The sequence below is a fragment of the Klebsiella sp. TF21-TM genome, assembly GCF_019753495.1.
Classification (GTDB): domain Bacteria; phylum Pseudomonadota; class Gammaproteobacteria; order Enterobacterales; family Enterobacteriaceae; genus Klebsiella; species Klebsiella quasipneumoniae.
In genome coordinates this window covers 25,225-41,934 of the sequence record NZ_JAIJYL010000007.1, presented here as the reverse complement: position 1 = coordinate 41,934, position 16,710 = coordinate 25,225, and the positions used below count along the sequence as shown (strand labels likewise).

Below are 16,710 nucleotides of genomic sequence, written 5' to 3'. Positions count from 1 at the left end.
GATGACCATGCCAACCTCACAATGCCCGTGGCGAATGCAGGTGCATCACATCCATCAGGAAACGCCGGATGTGTGGACCGTTTCATTGCTCTGCCATGACTATTATCCGTACCGTGCCGGGCAGTACGCCCTGGTCAGCGTGCGTCATTCGGCAGAGACCCTGCGCGCTTACACTATTTCGTCCACGCCGGGCGTCAGCGAATATATTACGTTGACCGTTCGCCGTATTGACGATGGCGCGGGCTCACAGTGGCTCACCCGCGACGTAAAGCGCGGCGACTATATCTGGCTGTCCGACGCGATGGGGGATTTCACCTGCGAGGATAAAGCGGATGATAAGTTCCTGCTGCTGGCCGCTGGCTGCGGCGTCACGCCGATCATGTCGATGCGCCGCTGGCTGGCGAAGTACCGTCCGCAGGCCGACGTGCAGGTGATCTATAGCGTTCGTTCGCCGGAGGATGTGATCTTTGCCGAAGAGTGGCGCAACTATCCGGTTACCCTGGTGGCGGAGCACCACGCGACGCACGGTTTTGTCGCCGGCCGTCTGACCCCGGAACTACTGCAGAGCGTGCCGGATATCGCCAGCCGCACCGTGATGACCTGCGGGCCAGCGCCGTATATGGAGAAAGTTGAACAGGACGTTGCCGCCCTGGGTGTTACCCGCTTCTTTAAGGAGAAGTTCTTCACCCCGGTGGCGGAGGCCGCCACCAGCGGGCTGAAATTCACCAAACTGCAGCCGGCGCGAGAATTTTACGCGCCGGTGGGCACCACCCTGCTCGATGCGCTGGAGAGCAATCAGGTGCCGGTGACCGTCGCCTGCCGCGCCGGCGTCTGCGGCTGCTGCAAAACCAGAGTCGTTTCCGGGGAGTATAGCGTCACCAGCACCATGACGCTGACCGACGGCGAAATCGCCGACGGCTATGTGCTGGCCTGCTCCTGTCACCCGCTGGGCGATCTGGTTCTGGCCTGACCTTAAAAGGCCGGATGACGCTATGTTTATCCGGCCTCTGTTTCTGCTTTACGTCGTACGCAGTTGTTCCGCCTTTCGGCGCATGGCTATCGCCAGGCCGACTGACCGGCCAGCGAGTAACGCCCGGCGCCCAAAAGCGCAATCGCCAGCGCGCCAACAAAGAAATAGACCAGATTCTCAATCGCCCACGCGCCCACCGCATCAAGCGCAAACGTCTTGCCGAGACCGACCATCAGCCACGCCACTACCATGGTGAAAGCCAACACCAGCGCCGCTGGGCGCGTCAGGATGCCGACAATCAACAAACAGGGGGCAACCACTTCCCCCACCAGCACACCGTAGGCGATAAACCCCGGCAACCCCTTCGCCACCAGCATCCCGCTAATGCCGTCCACGCCATCCAGCAGCTTGTGCAAACCGTGAAACAGCATTAACCCGCCGACGGCGAGTCGTAACAAGAGTTTACCGGCATCTTCATGCGACAGCGTTCTGTTTACTGTGTTTAACAATCCTTTAACCATTTGATGTGCTTCCTGTTTTACACCCTGTGAGACCCCAGAGTATGCCCAATACTTCAGCAATAAAACCAGCGAAAAATTGAGGGAAATCGGCAACGTACGCTGCAGTTTCATCTAAGCTTGAAGGCGTTATCAAAAAAAGGAGATGGAGATCATGAAACAAACCGTGGCCGCATACATTGCCAAAACGCTGGAACAGGCCGGCGTGAAACGTATCTGGGGCGTCACCGGCGATTCCCTCAATGGATTGAGCGATAGCCTGAACCGCATGGGCACCATCGACTGGATGGCCACCCGGCACGAAGAGGTCGCCGCTTTCGCCGCCGGCGCGGAGGCGCAACTGACCGGCGAACTGGCGGTCTGCGCCGGTTCCTGCGGACCGGGTAACCTGCACCTGATCAACGGTCTGTTTGACTGTCACCGCAACCATGTCCCGGTGCTGGCCATTGCCGCCCACATCCCTTCCAGCGAGATTGGCAGCGGCTATTTCCAGGAGACCCATCCCCAGGAGCTGTTCCGCGAATGCAGCCATTACTGCGAGCTGGTCTCCACCCCGGAGCAGATCCCGCAGGTGCTGGCGGTGGCGATGCGTAAGGCGGTGATTAACCGCGGCGTTTCGGTGGTGGTTCTGCCCGGCGACGTGGCGCTGAAAGCCGCCCCGGAGAGCGCCAGCAGCCACTGGTATCATGCGCCGTTGCCGACGGTCTCCCCGGCCGACGAGGAGCTGCGCAAGCTGGCGCAGCTTATCCGCTACTCCAGCAATATCGCGCTCATGTGCGGTAGCGGCTGCGCCGGCGCCCACCAGGAGCTGGTGGAGTTCGCAGCAAAAATTAAAGCCCCCATCGTCCATGCGCTGCGCGGTAAAGAGCATGTGGAGTATGACAACCCGTATGATGTGGGCATGACCGGGCTGATTGGCTTCTCTTCTGGCTTCCACACCATGATGAATGCCGACACCCTGATCCTGCTCGGCACCCAGTTCCCCTATCGCGCCTTCTATCCGACCGACGCCAAAATTATTCAGATCGACATTAACCCCGGCAGCATCGGCGCGCACAGTAAGGTTGATATGGCGCTGGTGGGCGACATCAAATCAACGCTAAAGGCGCTGCTGCCGCTGCTGGAAGAGAAAACCGATCGCCGCTTCCTCGATAAGGCGCTGGAGCACTATCGCGACGCGCGAAAAGGACTCGACGATCTGGCGAAGCCCAGCGAGAAGGCGATCCACCCGCAATATCTGGCGCAGCAGATCAGCCATTTTGCCGATGAAGACGCCATTTTCACCTGCGATGTCGGCACCCCGACCGTCTGGGCGGCACGCTATCTCAAGATGAACGGCAAACGCCGCCTGCTGGGTTCATTCAACCACGGCTCCATGGCCAACGCCATGCCGCAGGCCATTGGCGCCAAAGCCACCGCGCCGGAGCGTCAGGTGGTGGCCATGTGCGGCGACGGCGGGTTTAGCATGCTGATGGGGGATTTTCTGTCGCTGGCGCAGATGAAGCTGCCGGTGAAAATTATCATCTTTAACAACAGCGTGCTGGGTTTCGTGGCGATGGAGATGAAGGCCGGGGGCTATCTCACCGACGGCACGGAGCTGCACGACACCAACTTCGCCCGCATCGCCGAAGCCTGCGGTATTAAAGGTATTCGCGTTGAGAAAGCCGCCGAGGTGGATGAAGCGCTGCAGACCGCCTTCCGCACCGACGGTCCGGTGCTGGTCGACGTCGTGGTCGCCAAAGAGGAGCTGGCGATCCCGCCGCAGATCAAGCTGGAGCAGGCGAAAGGCTTTAGCCTGTATATGCTGCGGGCGATCATCAGCGGGCGCGGCGATGAAGTCATCGAACTGGCGAAAACCAACTGGCTCAGGTAAAACAGAAGCAATACTCTGAACCAGAACAAGGAAAAGCCGTGATCGATCTGCGCAGTGATACCGTTACCCGTCCTGGGCGCGCCATGTTGGAAGCCATGATGGCCGCCCCGGTCGGGGACGATGTGTATGGCGACGACCCTACCGTCAATGAACTTCAGCGCTACGCCGCCGACCTGGCCGGCAAAGAGGCGGCGCTGTTTCTGCCCACCGGCACCCAGGCCAACCTCGTCGGCCTGCTCAGCCACTGCCAGCGCGGCGAAGAGTATATCGTCGGCCAGGGGGCGCATAACTATCTGTACGAAGCCGGCGGGGCGGCGGTTCTCGGCAGTATTCAGCCGCAGCCGATTGACGCCGCGGCGGACGGCTCGCTGCCGCTGGATAAAGTCGCAGCGAAAATCAAACCTGACGATATCCATTTTGCCCCGACCCGCCTGCTGAGCCTGGAAAACACCCATAACGGTAAGGTGCTGCCGCGCGACTATCTCCAGGAAGCCTGGGCGTTTACCCGCCAGCGCGATCTGGCGCTGCACGTCGACGGCGCGCGCATCTTTAACGCCGTGGTCGCCTACGGCTGTGAGCTGCGCGATATCGCCCAGTACTGCGACTCCTTCACCATCTGCCTGTCAAAGGGGCTTGGCACCCCGGTTGGCTCGCTGCTGGTCGGCAGTGAGGCGTACATTCGCCGCGCCGTTCGCTGGCGGAAAATGGTCGGCGGCGGGATGCGCCAGGCGGGCATTCTGGCCGCCGCCGGGCTGTACGCGCTGAAAAATAACGTGCAGCGCCTGCAGGAGGATCATGATAACGCCGCGTGGATGGCGGATCAGCTGCGCGCCATCGGCGCCGACGTCACCCGTCACGATACCAACATGCTGTTCGTTCGCGTCGGTGATGAACAGGCCCGGGCGCTCGGCGAGTTTATGCAGGCGCGCGGCGTGCTGATCAACGCCTCGCCCATCGTCCGTCTGGTCACTCACCTGGATGTCAATCGTCAGCAGTTGAGCGAAGTGGTCGCCCACTGGCAGGCTTTTTTACAACGCTAAGGAGTCAGGCGTGTCGCAATCGGTTTTGGTGCTCGGCGCCAGCGGCTATATTGGTCAGCATTTAGTCCGCGAATTAAGCGCACGGGGTTATCCGGTGCTGGCGGCGGCGCGCCATACCGACCGACTGCAAAAACTCGCTTTGCCCGGCGTCACCTGCCGGTCAGTCGATCTCAATCAGCCGCAGGCTCTGCCTGCGCTGCTCACAGGTATCGATACCCTTTACTATCTGGTACACGGCATGGGCGAAGGCGGCGATTTTATCGCCCATGAGCGTCGGGTGGCGACGCATGTTCGCGATGCCCTGCGCCAGACGCCGGTGCGTCAGATTATCTTTCTCAGCTCGCTGCAGGCTCCAGCGCAGGAGCAGTCCGACCATCTGCGCGCTCGTCAGGTCACCGGCGATCTCCTGCGCGAGTCGGGCGTGCCGGTAACCGAGCTGCGGGCCGGAATTATCGTCGGCGCCGGCTCCGCCGCCTTCGAGGTGATGCGCGACATGGTCTATAACCTGCCGGTGCTGACCCCCCCGCGCTGGGTGCGTTCGCGTACCACCCCTGTCGCGCTGGAAAATCTGCTCGTTGACCTCGTTGAGCTACTGAATCACCCTTCCGACGCGCACCGCGTCTTCGAAGCCGCCGGTCCGGAGGTGTTAAGCTATCAGCAGCAGTTCATTCGCTTTATGGCCGTCAGCGGCAAACACCGCCCGCTCATTCCGATTCCCCTGCCGACGCGCTGGATCTCGGTGTGGTTCCTCAATGTCATCACCTCGGTGCCGCCGACCATCGCCAAAGCGCTAATTCAGGGGTTGAAGCACGATCTGATCGCCGATGACCGGACGCTGCGCGCGCTGATCCCGCAAACGCTGATCCCCTTCGATCAGGCGGTTCGCCGCACCCTGAAAGAAGAAGAGCAGCTGGTAAACTCCAGCGACTGGGGCTACGACGCCCAGGCTTTCGCCCGCTGGCGACCGGAGTATGGCTATTATCCGAAACAGGCAGGCTGCACCATCACCACTCAGGCGAGCCGCAAAGCCCTGTGGCAGGTCGTTAACCAAATCGGCGGTAAAGAGGGATATTTTTTCGGCAATCTCCTGTGGAAAACCCGCGGCGCGATGGATCTGTTGGTCGGCCACCGGCTGGCCAAAGGGCGACCGCAGCGCGACTATCTGCAGACCGGCGATACGGTCGACAGCTGGAAGGTGATTATCGTGGAGGAAGAAAAACAGCTCACTTTGCTGTTCGGCATGAAAGCGCCGGGACTGGGCCGGTTAAGCTTTACCATTAACGATAAAGGCGATCGTTGTGAACTGGACGTCCGCGCCTGGTGGCACCCGCACGGTATGCCGGGCCTGGTCTACTGGCTGCTGATGATCCCGGCGCACCTGTTTATTTTCCGCGGTATGGCGCAACGCATCGCCCGGTTGGCCGAACAAATCTCAGGCAGAGTCGAAGGATAAGCATTATTCTTTCATGATTCTCATTGCATAGTCGGGAGAATCACGGAAAAATGCGCACGAAATTCTTTTCTGGGACAGTAGAGTAATATGAAGGTACTGGTTACCGGTGCGACCAGCGGATTAGGCCGCAACGCAGTGGAATATCTGCGCAACAAGGGCATCAGCGTGCGAGCGACCGGGCGCAACGAAGCGATGGGTAAGCTTCTGAGCAAAATGGGGGCGGAATTCATCCCGGCAGATTTAACCGAGCTGGTCTCTTCGCAGGCTAAAGTGATGCTCGCCGGTATCGATACTCTGTGGCACTGCTCAAGTTTCACCTCGCCCTGGGGCACGCAGCAGGCTTTCGATCTCGCTAACGTCCGCGCCACCCGCCGCCTCGGCGAATGGTCGGTAGCATGGGGCGTACGCAATTTCGTCCATATCTCTTCTCCCTCGCTCTATTTTGATTATCACCACCATCGCGATATTCAGGAAGATTTCCGCCCGCACCGCTTCGCCAATGAGTTTGCCCGCAGCAAGGCGGCCAGCGAAGAGGTGATCAACCTGCTGGCGCAGGCCAACCCGCACACCCGTTTTACCATTTTGCGCCCGCAGAGCCTGTTCGGGCCGCACGATAAAGTCTTTATTCCCCGGCTGGCGCAAATGATGCAGCACTACGGCAGCGTCCTGTTGCCGCGGGGCGGCAGCGCGCTGGTCGATATGACCTATTATGAAAATGCCGTCCACGCGATGTGGCTGGCGAGCCAGCCGACCTGCGATCATCTTCCCTCCGCCCGCGCGTGGAATATCAGCAATGGCGAACCGCGCACCCTGCGCAGCATCGTGCAGAAACTGATCGATGAGCTGGGCATTAAATGCCGGATCCGTTCAGTTCCCTACCCGATGCTGGATATTATCGCCCGCAGCATGGAGCGTTTTGGCGATAAAACGGCCAAAGAGCCGGCCTTTACCCACTACGGCGTCTCCAAACTTAATTTTGATTTTACGCTCGATATCACGCGCGCGCAGGATGAGCTGGGCTATCAGCCGGTGGTGACGCTGGACGACGGGATTGTGCGTACCGCCGCCTGGTTGCGCGACCACGGTAAACTTCACCGCTAACCCTGGCCATATTTCTCTAACAGCGCCTCGGCTATCGCTTCGGTTTGCGCATCCGCTACGCCATCCCAGCGCTGGGGGCGGAAGTGCATCTGGAAGGCGATAATTACCCGTTTCTTCTGCGCGGGAGTCATCTCCGGCGTGACCTGATAGCCGTAGCGCGCCAGCAAATCCAGCACCACCTCAGGGTCCACTGGCTCACTGGGCGGCCGCCCGTTCAGATAAAAAGCCACCCGCTGCTCGTCCGGCCAGGCGCCAATCCCCTGCTGCGCCAGCTGTTGCCAGGGGAACAACGGCCCCGGATCGTCTTTGCGCTGCGGGGCGATATCGGCATGGGCCACCACGTTCTGCGGCGCGATGTGGTAGCGGGTGATAATATCGCGCGCCAGCGGGATCAGGGCCGCGATCTGTTCCGGGTGAAAGGGGGTAAAGCTTTTACCTCCCGCGGTCTTCTGCCAGCCGCGGTTTTCCAGTTCAATACCGATGGAAGTATCGTTGATGCGCGTGCTGCCGCGCCAGTAGCTGACACCGGCGTGCCAGGCCAGATCCTCTTCCGGCACCAGCTGCCAGATCCGCGGTTTATCATGGTGGCGCGGCGGCTGTTCAGGAATTAAATAGTGGGAGCTGACCTCTTTATCGGTCAGGGTCGCCAGAGAAGTATCAAAGTTGTCTGCCGTATAGTGGATCACCAGCACTTTTATTCGCGGATAGGCCGCCTGCGCCGGATGGCGGGTGTCCAGCTGGTATCCATCGCGATCGATAATCCCTTTTTCGCCGGCACAGCCGCTTAGCAGTAACGCCAGCAGCGCGATCAGCGCAATCCGTGTCATTCTTTCATCCTTGCCCGGCAGTGTCTCCGGGTTAATAAGACCATCGATTTCGTCCTTTATTTTTCGCCTGGTACAGCGCGCTGTCCGCCCGGGCGATCAGCGTCTCCATCGGAACCGTGCCGTCGGAGGCGACGACCCCCATACTGACGGTCACCACCGAGGCCACCGCCGAAGCCTCATGGGGGATCGCCGCCTCGCTAATTTTCTGCTGAATGCGCTCGGCAATGGAGGTGGCTCGCGCTAAGGAAACCCCCGGCAGCGCGATGACAAACTCTTCGCCGCCGTAGCGGGCGACCAGATCGCCCTCTGCCCGTACCGCCATTTTAAGCACCTGGGCGACAGTCGATAAGCAATCGTCGCCAGCCTGATGGCCATAGTGGTCGTTGTAACGCTTAAAGTAATCGACGTCGATCATCATCAGCGCCAACGGCGTTTTTTGCTGCCAAATCTCCGCCAGATAGGCATTCAGCGCCCGGCGATTCGCGGTCCCGGTTAATGCATCCTGGTTGGCAATACTTTCCAGCCGCTGAATAAGCCGCATATTTTCCTGATGCGTCTTCCAGGCCTCATCATACCAGCGCTTAAGAATACGCCTGCCATAGAGTAAAATCGCCGTAAAAATGCCCCACAGGATCAAAAAGCGGACCTCAGTGTGAGGGTGGTTCTGTATACCCGCCAGCAGGGCGGTTCCCCATAGCGGAAGCAAAAAAGCGATAATGCCGGGCCAATGGTGATACAGCGCGGCGAGGCCGGTGGTCATTAATATCACCAGCAGCGGCCAGGCGAAGGGCAGTGTCCAGAAAAAGATAAAACAGTAATTACTCAGGGACCAGCACAGGCTGAGTGCCAGCTGCAGGCCGGTGATAATACTCAACGTATAGCGCCCCTGCGCCAGGCGCGGCGTGACGGCAATAATGGCTAAAATTACCGAAATAATAATAACCGCGATCAGCGCGACTTCGACATAAGGAATAACCGCCTGGTGCGTTAACAGCTTCTTATCAAAATGAGTAAAGATAAAATTGCGGAAGAAAACCATTAACGCAAAAGCGATATTGACAAAGGCCAGCCAGGGCATACTCATGGATAGCGCATGGCGCTGGACATTATCTCTGGTGGCCCACAGCTCGGTTCGCAGCTGGCGGACGCCCTCTTGCTTATTTGTTAACATCTTATCTCCCTGGTGACCTGCATGACCATGGGCGCAGACCCTGCTTTGCTTTATGATAAACCATGTTTCCGGGAATGTCTGTCAACGCTGCCCCCCTTTCTGCCCCGGCGCCTTAAGCTGATTTTCTGCTAACGTCAGATGAAAAGGGTCTGGTCCTCTCCCTATGTGTATCCGGCAAAAAAAAGCAAGCATTATCAATGCGAAATACCTCATCTTTTCTTTAAAAAAGAGTTAACTAACCGTCATAAAATTGCAGTATTCCACTTGAAAAAAAAACGGTGTTAGTACAATCTGAAACCGCTCATTGGTGAGATAAAACAAGAGCATGATGATAGCAAGATAAACAATGGAGTCTAAAAATATGAAATATGCAGCTTTAGTGGCAGGTGCAGCATTGTTTTTAACGGCGAACGCCTTCTCTGCAGAAATTTTAACGAAAGAAGCCTTCGATAAGGTCCATACGCAATATACTAAAATCGGTACCATTTCTTCTACCGGTCAGACTGCACCCAGCGATGCCCGTGAAGAACTGATTAAAAAGGCCGATGAGAAAGGCGCAGACGTTATCGTGCTCTCTTCCGGTAATACCGATAAAAAACTGCACATCTCCGCTAACATCTATAAGAAGAAGTAATTAATCTTATATTTCAAGAAACATTATCATATTGCCCGGGTAATGTTTCTTGTTTGCCCAAAAAGTCTGTTTATTTTTAAACGGCCCCCAGATTTTCCTGCCTTAATATCATACAGCGATCTCCCCTGTCGATGTCCTGCCCTAAGGCCGTAGTCACATCAAGGTCTTAGCTCTTTGCGTCAAGTACAATCCGCACGCTATACGCTATGCTTTAACGGAAACTGAAAACGTAGTTCGCTTATAAGGAAATCATCATGCGCTACAAACTTCTTGCAGCACTTCTCCCTTGCGCGCTGGCGCTCAGCGCCTGTACGACCGTCACCCCGGCCTATAAAGATAATGGCACCCGCAGCGGCCCCTGTGTCGAAGGCGGCCCTGACGACGTAGCGCAAAAATTCTACGACACCCAGCTCCAGAACCGTACGCAGGATCCGGCGGCGCTGCGCCCCTATCTCAGCGACGGCCTGGCGAAGTTACTCAATGACGCCCGTCAGGATCCGGCCAACAGCAAACTGCTGCAGGCTAACCTGTTCTCGAGCAGCAGCACCCCGGCGGACAGCGCCGTCGTCGCCAGCGCCTCAACCATCCCTAATCGCGATGCGCGCAACATTCCGCTGCGCGTGGAGCTAAAGCAGGGAACCCAGAGCTGGAAAGACGAAGTGCTGATGATCCAGGAAGGCCAGTGCTGGGCCGTCGATGACGTTCGCTATCTCGGCAACAACAGCCACGCGCCGGCCGGGACGTTACGACAGAGTCTGGAGAAACGTTAGTTCCGGAGTTGAAGCGACGTCGCTGAAACGATAACCCCGGTAAAATGTCGGTATTCGCCCCGAGAATGCCGACATTTACTCCCCCCTCACCCACCAGGCAATATTTTGTGCTAACTTTAAAGCTAAACGTGGTTTAGATTTAACTTTTAACGCATAAATATTGCATAACTATTCTGCCAAAGGTAGTATTTGCGGCCTCAATAGCTATTCGTATCAGACTGCCCAGATGAGTATTAAACTAAACGGCATTAATTGCTTCTACGGCGCGCACCAGGCGCTGTTCGACATCACGCTGGATTGCCCGCAGGGGGAAACGCTGGTGCTGCTCGGCCCCAGCGGTGCCGGGAAGAGCTCGCTGCTGCGCGTACTCAACCTGCTGGAGATGCCGCGTTCCGGTTCATTAACCATCGCCGGTAACCATTTCGACTTCACCAGAGCGCCGTCCGATAAAGCGATTCGCGAACTGCGGCAGAACGTCGGCATGGTCTTTCAGCAGTACAACCTGTGGCCGCACCTGACGGTACAGCAGAACCTGATCGAGGCCCCCTGTCGCGTACTGGGGTTAAGCAAGGATCAGGCGCTGGCTCGCGCAGAGAAGCTGCTGGAGCGCCTGCGTCTGAAGCCCTACAGCGATCGTTACCCGCTGCATTTATCCGGCGGTCAGCAGCAGCGTGTGGCGATCGCCCGCGCGCTGATGATGGAGCCGCAGGTTCTGCTGTTCGATGAGCCTACCGCGGCGCTCGACCCGGAAATCACCGCCCAGATCGTTAGCATCATCCGCGAGCTGGCTGAAACCGGCATCACCCAGGTTATCGTCACCCATGAAGTTGAAGTGGCGCGCAAGACGGCAAGCCGGGTGGTGTATATGGAAAATGGGCATATCGTCGAGCAAGGGGATGCCTCCTGCTTCACGCATCCGCAAACTGACGCGTTTAAAAACTATCTTTCACACTGATGTTTTTCGGGGAAATGATGATGAAAAAAGTACTGATTGCCGCCCTGCTCGCAGGCATGAGCCTCTCCGCTTCCGCCGCGCAAACCATTCGTTTCGCCACCGAGGCCTCCTACCCTCCGTTTGAGCTGGTGGATGCCAACAACCAGATCGTCGGTTTCGATGTGGATCTGGCTAACGCGCTGTGTAAAGAGATCGACGCCACCTGTACCTTTACCAACCAGGCCTTTGACAGCCTGATCCCGGGCCTGAAATTCCGCCGTTTCGACGCGGTCATGGCCGGGATGGACATCACGCCTGAGCGTGAAAAGCAGGTCCTGTTCTCCACCCCGTATTATGACAACTCGGCGCTGTTCGTCGGTCAGCAGGGCAAGTTCACCAGCATTGACCAGCTGAAGGGCAAAAAAGTGGGCGTACAGAACGGCACCACCCACCAGAAATTTATCACGGATAAACATCCGGAAATCACTACCGTGCCTTACGACAGCTACCAGAATGCGAAGCTGGATCTGCAGAACGGTCGTATTGACGCGGTCTTCGGTGATACCGCCGTGGTCACCGAATGGCTGAAGAGCAATCCGAAGCTGGCGGCCGTGGGCGATAAAGTGACCGACAAAGCCTATTTCGGCACCGGGCTGGGCATTGCCGTGCGTCAGGGCAACACCGACCTGCAGCAGAAATTTAACGCTGCGCTGGAAAAAGTGAAGAAAGACGGCACTTACCAGACCATCTATAACAAATGGTTCCAGAAGTAAGACTGAATGAACGAAATTTTTCCATTAGCAAGCGCCGCCGGGATGACCGTCGGCCTTGCCGTTTGCGCGCTCGCCATCGGCCTCGTCCTGGCGATGCTCTTCGCGGTACTGGAGTCAGTGAAATGGCGCCCGGTAGCCTGGCTTGCAACCGGCATTGTGACCATTCTGCGCGGCCTACCGGAAATTCTGGTGGTGCTGTTTATCTATTTCGGCTCGTCCCAGCTGCTGCTGACGCTCTCTGACGGTTTCACCATCCCGCTCGGGTTCACGCAGATCCCGGTGCAGATGCAGATTGAGAACTTTGACGTCAGTCCGTTCCTCTGCGGGGCGATCGCCCTGTCGCTGCTGTATGCCGCCTACGCCTCGCAAACGCTGCGCGGCGCGCTGAAAGCCGTTCCGCAGGGTCAGTGGGAGTCCGGCCAGGCGCTGGGGCTGTCGAAAGCGGCCATTTTCTTCCGCCTGGTGATGCCGCAGATGTGGCGCCATGCCCTGCCCGGTCTCGGCAACCAGTGGCTGGTGCTGCTGAAGGACACCGCGCTGGTGAGCCTGATCAGCGTCAACGATCTGATGCTGCAGACCAAAAGCATCGCCACCCGCACTCAGGAGCCCTTTAACTGGTATATCATTGCCGCAGCAATCTATCTCGTCATCACCCTGTTGAGTCAATACATTCTTAAGCGGATTGACCAGCGTGCGACGCGCTTCGAACGGAGACCAGGCTGATGCTCGACTACTTACCCGAACTGCTGAAAGGCCTGCATACCAGCCTGACGCTGACCGTGGCGTCGATTATCGTGGCGCTGATCCTGTCGCTGATCTTTACCATTATCCTGACGCTGAAGACGCCGGGGCTGGTGTGGATAGTGCGCGGCTACATCACCCTGTTTACCGGTACGCCGCTGCTGGTGCAGATCTTCCTGATCTACTATGGCCCCGGGCAGTTTCCTTCGCTGCAGGAATATCCATGGCTGTGGCATCTTATCTCCGAGCCGTGGCTGTGCGCCCTGATCGCCCTGTCGCTTAACAGCGCCGCCTATACCACCCAGCTGTTTTACGGCGCCATCCGGGCGATCCCCGACGGGCAATGGCAGTCGTGCAGCGCGCTGGGGATGAGTAAAAAGGATACCCTGGCGATCCTGCTGCCGTACGCCTTTAAACGCGCGCTGTCGTCCTACTCCAACGAAGTGGTGCTGGTGTTCAAAAGTACCTCTCTGGCCTACACCATCACCCTGATGGAAGTGATGGGTCACGGCCAGCTGCTGTACGGACGGACCTACGACGTGATGGTGTTCGGCGCCGCCGGGATTATTTATCTCATCGTCAACGGGTTGCTGACCCTGTTGATGCGCCTGGTGGAGCGCAAAGCGCTAGCTTTCGAACGGCGTAACTAGCGCCTGGCGTATTTGCATAATAAGCGAACAACAAGACGGACAAGTCTAATACCTGTCCGTCTTTTTTTATATCAAATAAAATATTTAATCATTTTTATTGAATACAAATTCATTTAATGGCATTGTCACCCTATGCCGCAGACACGGCGAATAATCATAAGATTGACAGACGGGAGTTCCACGATGAAAAAGTTAGTTCTGGCTGCACTGCTCACCACGTTCACCTTCGGCGCCGCCGCCGCGGAGAAAATCAGCTTCGGCGTGTCCGCGACCTATCCGCCGTTTGAATCGATGGACGCGAATAACCAGATTGTCGGCTTTGATATCGATCTGGCCCATGCGCTGTGCAAACAAATGCAGGCAGAATGCACCTTTACCAACCACGCGTTTGACAGCCTGATCCCGGCGCTGAAGTTTAAGAAGTATGACGCGGTGATTTCCGGAATGGATATTACGCCGGAACGCAGCAAGCAGGTGGCCTTCACCGACCCGTACTACGCCAACTCCGCGCTGGTGATCGCCAAAAAAGACGCGTTCCACTCGTTCAATGATTTGAAAGGCAAACGGATCGGCATGGAAAACGGCACCACCCACCAGAAATATCTGCAGGATAAACATCCTGAGGTGAAGACCGTCGCCTATGACAGCTACCAGAACGCGATTATCGACCTGAAAAATGGCCGTATCGACGGCGTGTTCGGCGACACGGCGGTGGTCAACGAGTGGCTGAAAACCAACCCGCAGCTGGGGGCAGCCACGCCGAAAGTAACCGATCCGCAATACTTCGGCACCGGCCTTGGGATTGCCGTGCGCCCGGATAACAAGGCGCTGCTGGAGAAACTGAACGCCGCGCTGAAGGCGATTAAAGCCGACGGTACCTACCAGAAAATCAGCAACCAGTGGTTCCCGGAGTAACTTTTTTGCCGGGGGGGCGCTGCGCTTACCCGGCCTGCTCCGTCCCCGTAGCCGGGTAAGGCGTAGCCGCCACCCGGCAATTTCTCAAAGTGGCACGAAGAACCTGAACCGCGCCCCGCTTACCGATTCCACCAGCCGGATCCCGCCCCCGTGCAGCTCCAGCATCCGTTTCACAATCAGCAGCCCTAACCCACCGCGATCCTCCCGCGACGCCTGGGTAGACAACGCCGACGGCCGCTGGAACAGATCATCGCGCAGCGCGGCATCGACGCCCGTTCCGTTGTCTGCCACTTCAACCTGGAGCTGTTGATTCTCCTGCCAGACCGCCAGACGGATCTCCCCGCCGACGGGAGTATGCCGCATCGCGTTATCGAGCAGGTTGGTCACCACCCTCTCAATCATCGACACATCGGCGTTGATCAGCGGCAACGGCCCCGGCACATCAATTTGCAGGTTCACCTCGCGCGTGCGGGCGGTGAGTTCAAACTTCTGCGCCACGTCGGAAATCAGCTCCGCCATCGCGAAACGCTCGCGCTGCGGCTTAATGCTCCCGTGCTCCAGTCGCGCCAGCTCAAACAGCTGCTGTGAAAGATGGCGCACCTTGTTGCCCTGGCGCAGGGCGATGGTGAGATACTGCCTGCGCTCCTCGGCGGTCAGCCTTTCGTCCTTCAGGGTCAGCGTTTCCAGATACCCCAGCAGCGAAGTCAGCGGTGTGCGCAAATCGTGGGAAATATTGGCCACAAATTCGCGGCGCTGGCGGTCGCTGTCGGCCAGCCGATCCCACTGACCGGCTATCTGCCGGGCAAGGTCAATAAAGCGGTTCTCAAGAACCGCTACCTCGTTACCGGGCTGTGGCTCCGGCGTGCGGGCCGCCAGGGTTTTGATGGCGCTGATGCTGTCCCGATCGTTCGCCGCCACCTGGGCGGTGAGCTGGCGGACAGGCCGGGTAACCCAGAACCATGCCAGGCCTCCCGCCAGCAGACCAAACAGGGCCACCAGCAGCAGGGTCCACAGAACAATGCTCCACAGCGTTTTTTGCCAGGCGTCGGCCGCCAGCTGATTAAAGGTCTCCCCCTGCAAAATGATATACAGGTAGCCGCGCAGCTGGCCGTCGACGCGCAGCGGGGCGGCGCTGAAGACTTTTCGCCCGTCAAGGCTGCGGGGATCGTCGCCATACACCGGCGACGTACTGCCGGTGAGAAAAACCTGTACCGGCGCCATGTCGATCCGCTGGCGCTGGATATGGCCCGGCGGCGCCGCATCGGCCAGCAGGTCGCCATCCGGCGACAGCAGATAGAGCTCCACGCTGGGATTAAAGGTCATCAGGCGGTCAAACAGCGACTTCAGGGTTTGCCGGTTGACCTCGCCGTGGGCGTCCAGCAGCGGTTCGCGGGCCACAATTTGCTGAGCCAGCCCGGCGGAGAGGCGCTGCACCATGGCGTTGCCATACTGCGCGCTGCTGTGTAACTGAACGGCGCACACCGCCGCCGCGCACAGCATCAGCAGGGAGACCACCACCAGCGCCAGCCGCTGGCTGAGGCTCAGGCGGCGGATCACGGGGCGGCCTCCTGGGTCACCGGGGCGAACTTATAGCCTTTTCCCCAGACGGTCAGAATGATGTCCGGCTCGGCCGGGTCACGTTCGATTTTGCTGCGCAGGCGGTTGATATGAGTATTGACCGTGTGCTCATAGCCCTCATGCTGATATCCCCAGACCTGCTCCAGCAGCGCCAGCCGGGAAAACACCTCCCCGGGATGGCGAGCAAAGTAATACAGCAGCTCGAATTCGCGCGGGGTGAGGTCCACCATCTCGCCGCGCAGCCTCACTTCGCGGGACAACGGATCGATGCTCAGACCATGACAGGACAGGCGCCCGGCGTCCATCAGCAGGTTCTGCCCCATCGCCTCCTGGCGACGAAACAGCGCTTTAACGCGGGCGATAAGTTCCAGTAACGAAAAGGGTTTCGCCAGATAGTCGTCGGCGCCCATCTCCAGGCCCAGCACACGGTGCATTTCGCTGGTGCGAGCGCTAATGATGATCACCGGCAGATAGCGGGTCATCTGGCGGATGCGCCGGCAGATCTCCAGGCCGTCGACGCCGGGCAGCATCAAATCGAGGATCACCGCATCCCAGACCCGCGTTTCCAGTCGGGCGAGGGCCTGGCCGCCATCGGCCTCATGCACAATCTGATAGCCCTCATCCTGCAGATTGAGCCGCAGCAGCGTGGCTATATCCTCATCATCTTCCACCAGCAGAATGGTTTTGGCCATTAGATTCCCCCCACCAATAACAAAACATGCTTCGTCAAGCTTACCCGATTTCGGCGGCGCAAAGCCTTCA

At 58.3% G+C, this 16,710-nt stretch carries 17 protein-coding genes; 12 read left to right on the top strand and 5 right to left on the bottom strand.

Annotation, left to right across the window (positions count from 1 at the left end; translation table 11 throughout):
* The first annotated feature begins 1 nt into the window (after position 1).
* Positions 2 to 970: an NADH oxidoreductase gene (gene hcr, locus K5R89_RS08875; RefSeq protein WP_032455254.1), complete on the top strand. Its 969-nt coding sequence runs from the start codon at positions 2 to 4 to the stop codon at positions 968 to 970.
* Between the two features lie 86 nt (positions 971 to 1,056).
* Here hcr and K5R89_RS08870 read toward each other — a convergent pair whose 3' ends face one another.
* The gene (locus K5R89_RS08870; protein ID WP_023288998.1) at positions 1,057 to 1,491 is read right to left on the bottom strand and encodes a DoxX family protein; all 435 of its coding nucleotides are present in this window, start codon (positions 1,489 to 1,491) and stop codon (positions 1,057 to 1,059) included.
* 151 nt (positions 1,492 to 1,642) lie between these two features.
* Here K5R89_RS08870 and poxB point away from each other — a divergent pair, with 151 nt between their 5' ends.
* The 4 genes from poxB to K5R89_RS08850 all read left to right on the top strand — a co-directional run bounded on the left by poxB (position 1,643) and on the right by K5R89_RS08850 (position 6,955).
* Complete coding sequence (gene poxB / locus K5R89_RS08865; protein WP_023288997.1) at positions 1,643 to 3,361, top strand: ubiquinone-dependent pyruvate dehydrogenase; 1,719 nt, start codon at positions 1,643 to 1,645, stop codon at positions 3,359 to 3,361.
* A gap of 38 nt (positions 3,362 to 3,399) precedes the next feature.
* Positions 3,400 to 4,401, top strand: coding sequence for a low-specificity L-threonine aldolase (ltaE, locus tag K5R89_RS08860; protein WP_101989826.1), 1,002 nt, complete (start codon positions 3,400 to 3,402; stop codon positions 4,399 to 4,401).
* A 10-nt stretch (positions 4,402 to 4,411) separates the two neighbouring features.
* Positions 4,412 to 5,854 carry an SDR family oxidoreductase gene (locus K5R89_RS08855; RefSeq protein ID WP_101989827.1) on the top strand — a complete coding sequence of 481 codons (1,443 nt, stop codon included), beginning with the start codon at positions 4,412 to 4,414 and terminating at the stop codon, positions 5,852 to 5,854.
* A gap of 87 nt (positions 5,855 to 5,941) precedes the next feature.
* On the top strand, positions 5,942 to 6,955 hold the full coding sequence (locus K5R89_RS08850) for an NAD(P)-dependent oxidoreductase (RefSeq protein WP_065881864.1): 1,014 nt from the start codon (positions 5,942 to 5,944) through the stop codon (positions 6,953 to 6,955).
* Here the strand turns inward: K5R89_RS08850 and K5R89_RS08845 are convergent.
* Together K5R89_RS08845 and K5R89_RS08840 are read right to left on the bottom strand one after the other, a co-directional pair.
* The gene (locus tag K5R89_RS08845) at positions 6,952 to 7,782 is read right to left on the bottom strand and encodes an N-acetylmuramoyl-L-alanine amidase (RefSeq protein WP_048297142.1); all 831 of its coding nucleotides are present in this window, start codon (positions 7,780 to 7,782) and stop codon (positions 6,952 to 6,954) included. The two genes, K5R89_RS08850 and K5R89_RS08845, sit on opposite strands and share 4 nt — an antisense overlap.
* Before the next feature lie 31 nt (positions 7,783 to 7,813).
* Complete coding sequence (locus tag K5R89_RS08840) at positions 7,814 to 8,953, bottom strand: GGDEF domain-containing protein (protein WP_101989828.1); 1,140 nt, start codon at positions 8,951 to 8,953, stop codon at positions 7,814 to 7,816.
* A 361-nt stretch (positions 8,954 to 9,314) separates the two neighbouring features.
* Between K5R89_RS08840 and yahO the strand changes: the two genes are divergently transcribed.
* From yahO to artJ, 7 genes are all read left to right on the top strand, one after another.
* On the top strand, positions 9,315 to 9,587 hold the full coding sequence (yahO, locus tag K5R89_RS08835; RefSeq protein ID WP_023288992.1) for a DUF1471 family periplasmic protein YahO: 273 nt from the start codon (positions 9,315 to 9,317) through the stop codon (positions 9,585 to 9,587).
* 254 nt (positions 9,588 to 9,841) lie between these two features.
* Positions 9,842 to 10,357 (top strand): lipoprotein, encoded by a 516-nt coding sequence (locus K5R89_RS08830; RefSeq protein ID WP_023288991.1) that lies wholly within the window; start codon positions 9,842 to 9,844, stop codon positions 10,355 to 10,357.
* 226 nt (positions 10,358 to 10,583) lie between these two features.
* The gene (artP, locus tag K5R89_RS08825) at positions 10,584 to 11,312 is read left to right on the top strand and encodes an arginine ABC transporter ATP-binding protein ArtP (protein WP_032428704.1); all 729 of its coding nucleotides are present in this window, start codon (positions 10,584 to 10,586) and stop codon (positions 11,310 to 11,312) included.
* A 20-nt stretch (positions 11,313 to 11,332) separates the two neighbouring features.
* The gene (artI, locus tag K5R89_RS08820) at positions 11,333 to 12,064 is read left to right on the top strand and encodes an arginine ABC transporter substrate-binding protein ArtI (RefSeq protein ID WP_002896390.1); all 732 of its coding nucleotides are present in this window, start codon (positions 11,333 to 11,335) and stop codon (positions 12,062 to 12,064) included.
* 6 nt (positions 12,065 to 12,070) lie between these two features.
* Positions 12,071 to 12,787, top strand: a complete 717-nt coding sequence (gene artQ, locus K5R89_RS08815; protein ID WP_023288989.1) for an arginine ABC transporter permease ArtQ — start codon at positions 12,071 to 12,073, stop codon at positions 12,785 to 12,787.
* Positions 12,787 to 13,455, top strand: a complete 669-nt coding sequence (gene artM, locus K5R89_RS08810) for an arginine ABC transporter permease ArtM (RefSeq protein WP_004201338.1) — start codon at positions 12,787 to 12,789, stop codon at positions 13,453 to 13,455. The genes artQ and artM overlap by 1 nt, the downstream gene beginning before the upstream one ends.
* A gap of 183 nt (positions 13,456 to 13,638) precedes the next feature.
* The gene (gene artJ, locus K5R89_RS08805; RefSeq protein WP_048334570.1) at positions 13,639 to 14,370 is read left to right on the top strand and encodes an arginine ABC transporter substrate-binding protein ArtJ; all 732 of its coding nucleotides are present in this window, start codon (positions 13,639 to 13,641) and stop codon (positions 14,368 to 14,370) included.
* A gap of 84 nt (positions 14,371 to 14,454) precedes the next feature.
* Here artJ and K5R89_RS08800 read toward each other — a convergent pair whose 3' ends face one another.
* Positions 14,455 to 15,927, bottom strand: coding sequence for an ATP-binding protein (locus tag K5R89_RS08800; RefSeq protein WP_048334568.1), 1,473 nt, complete (start codon positions 15,925 to 15,927; stop codon positions 14,455 to 14,457).
* The gene (locus K5R89_RS08795) at positions 15,924 to 16,640 is read right to left on the bottom strand and encodes a response regulator transcription factor (RefSeq protein ID WP_023288987.1); all 717 of its coding nucleotides are present in this window, start codon (positions 16,638 to 16,640) and stop codon (positions 15,924 to 15,926) included. Before K5R89_RS08795 ends, K5R89_RS08800 begins: the two co-directional genes overlap by 4 nt.
* Positions 16,641 to 16,710 lie beyond the last annotated feature (70 nt).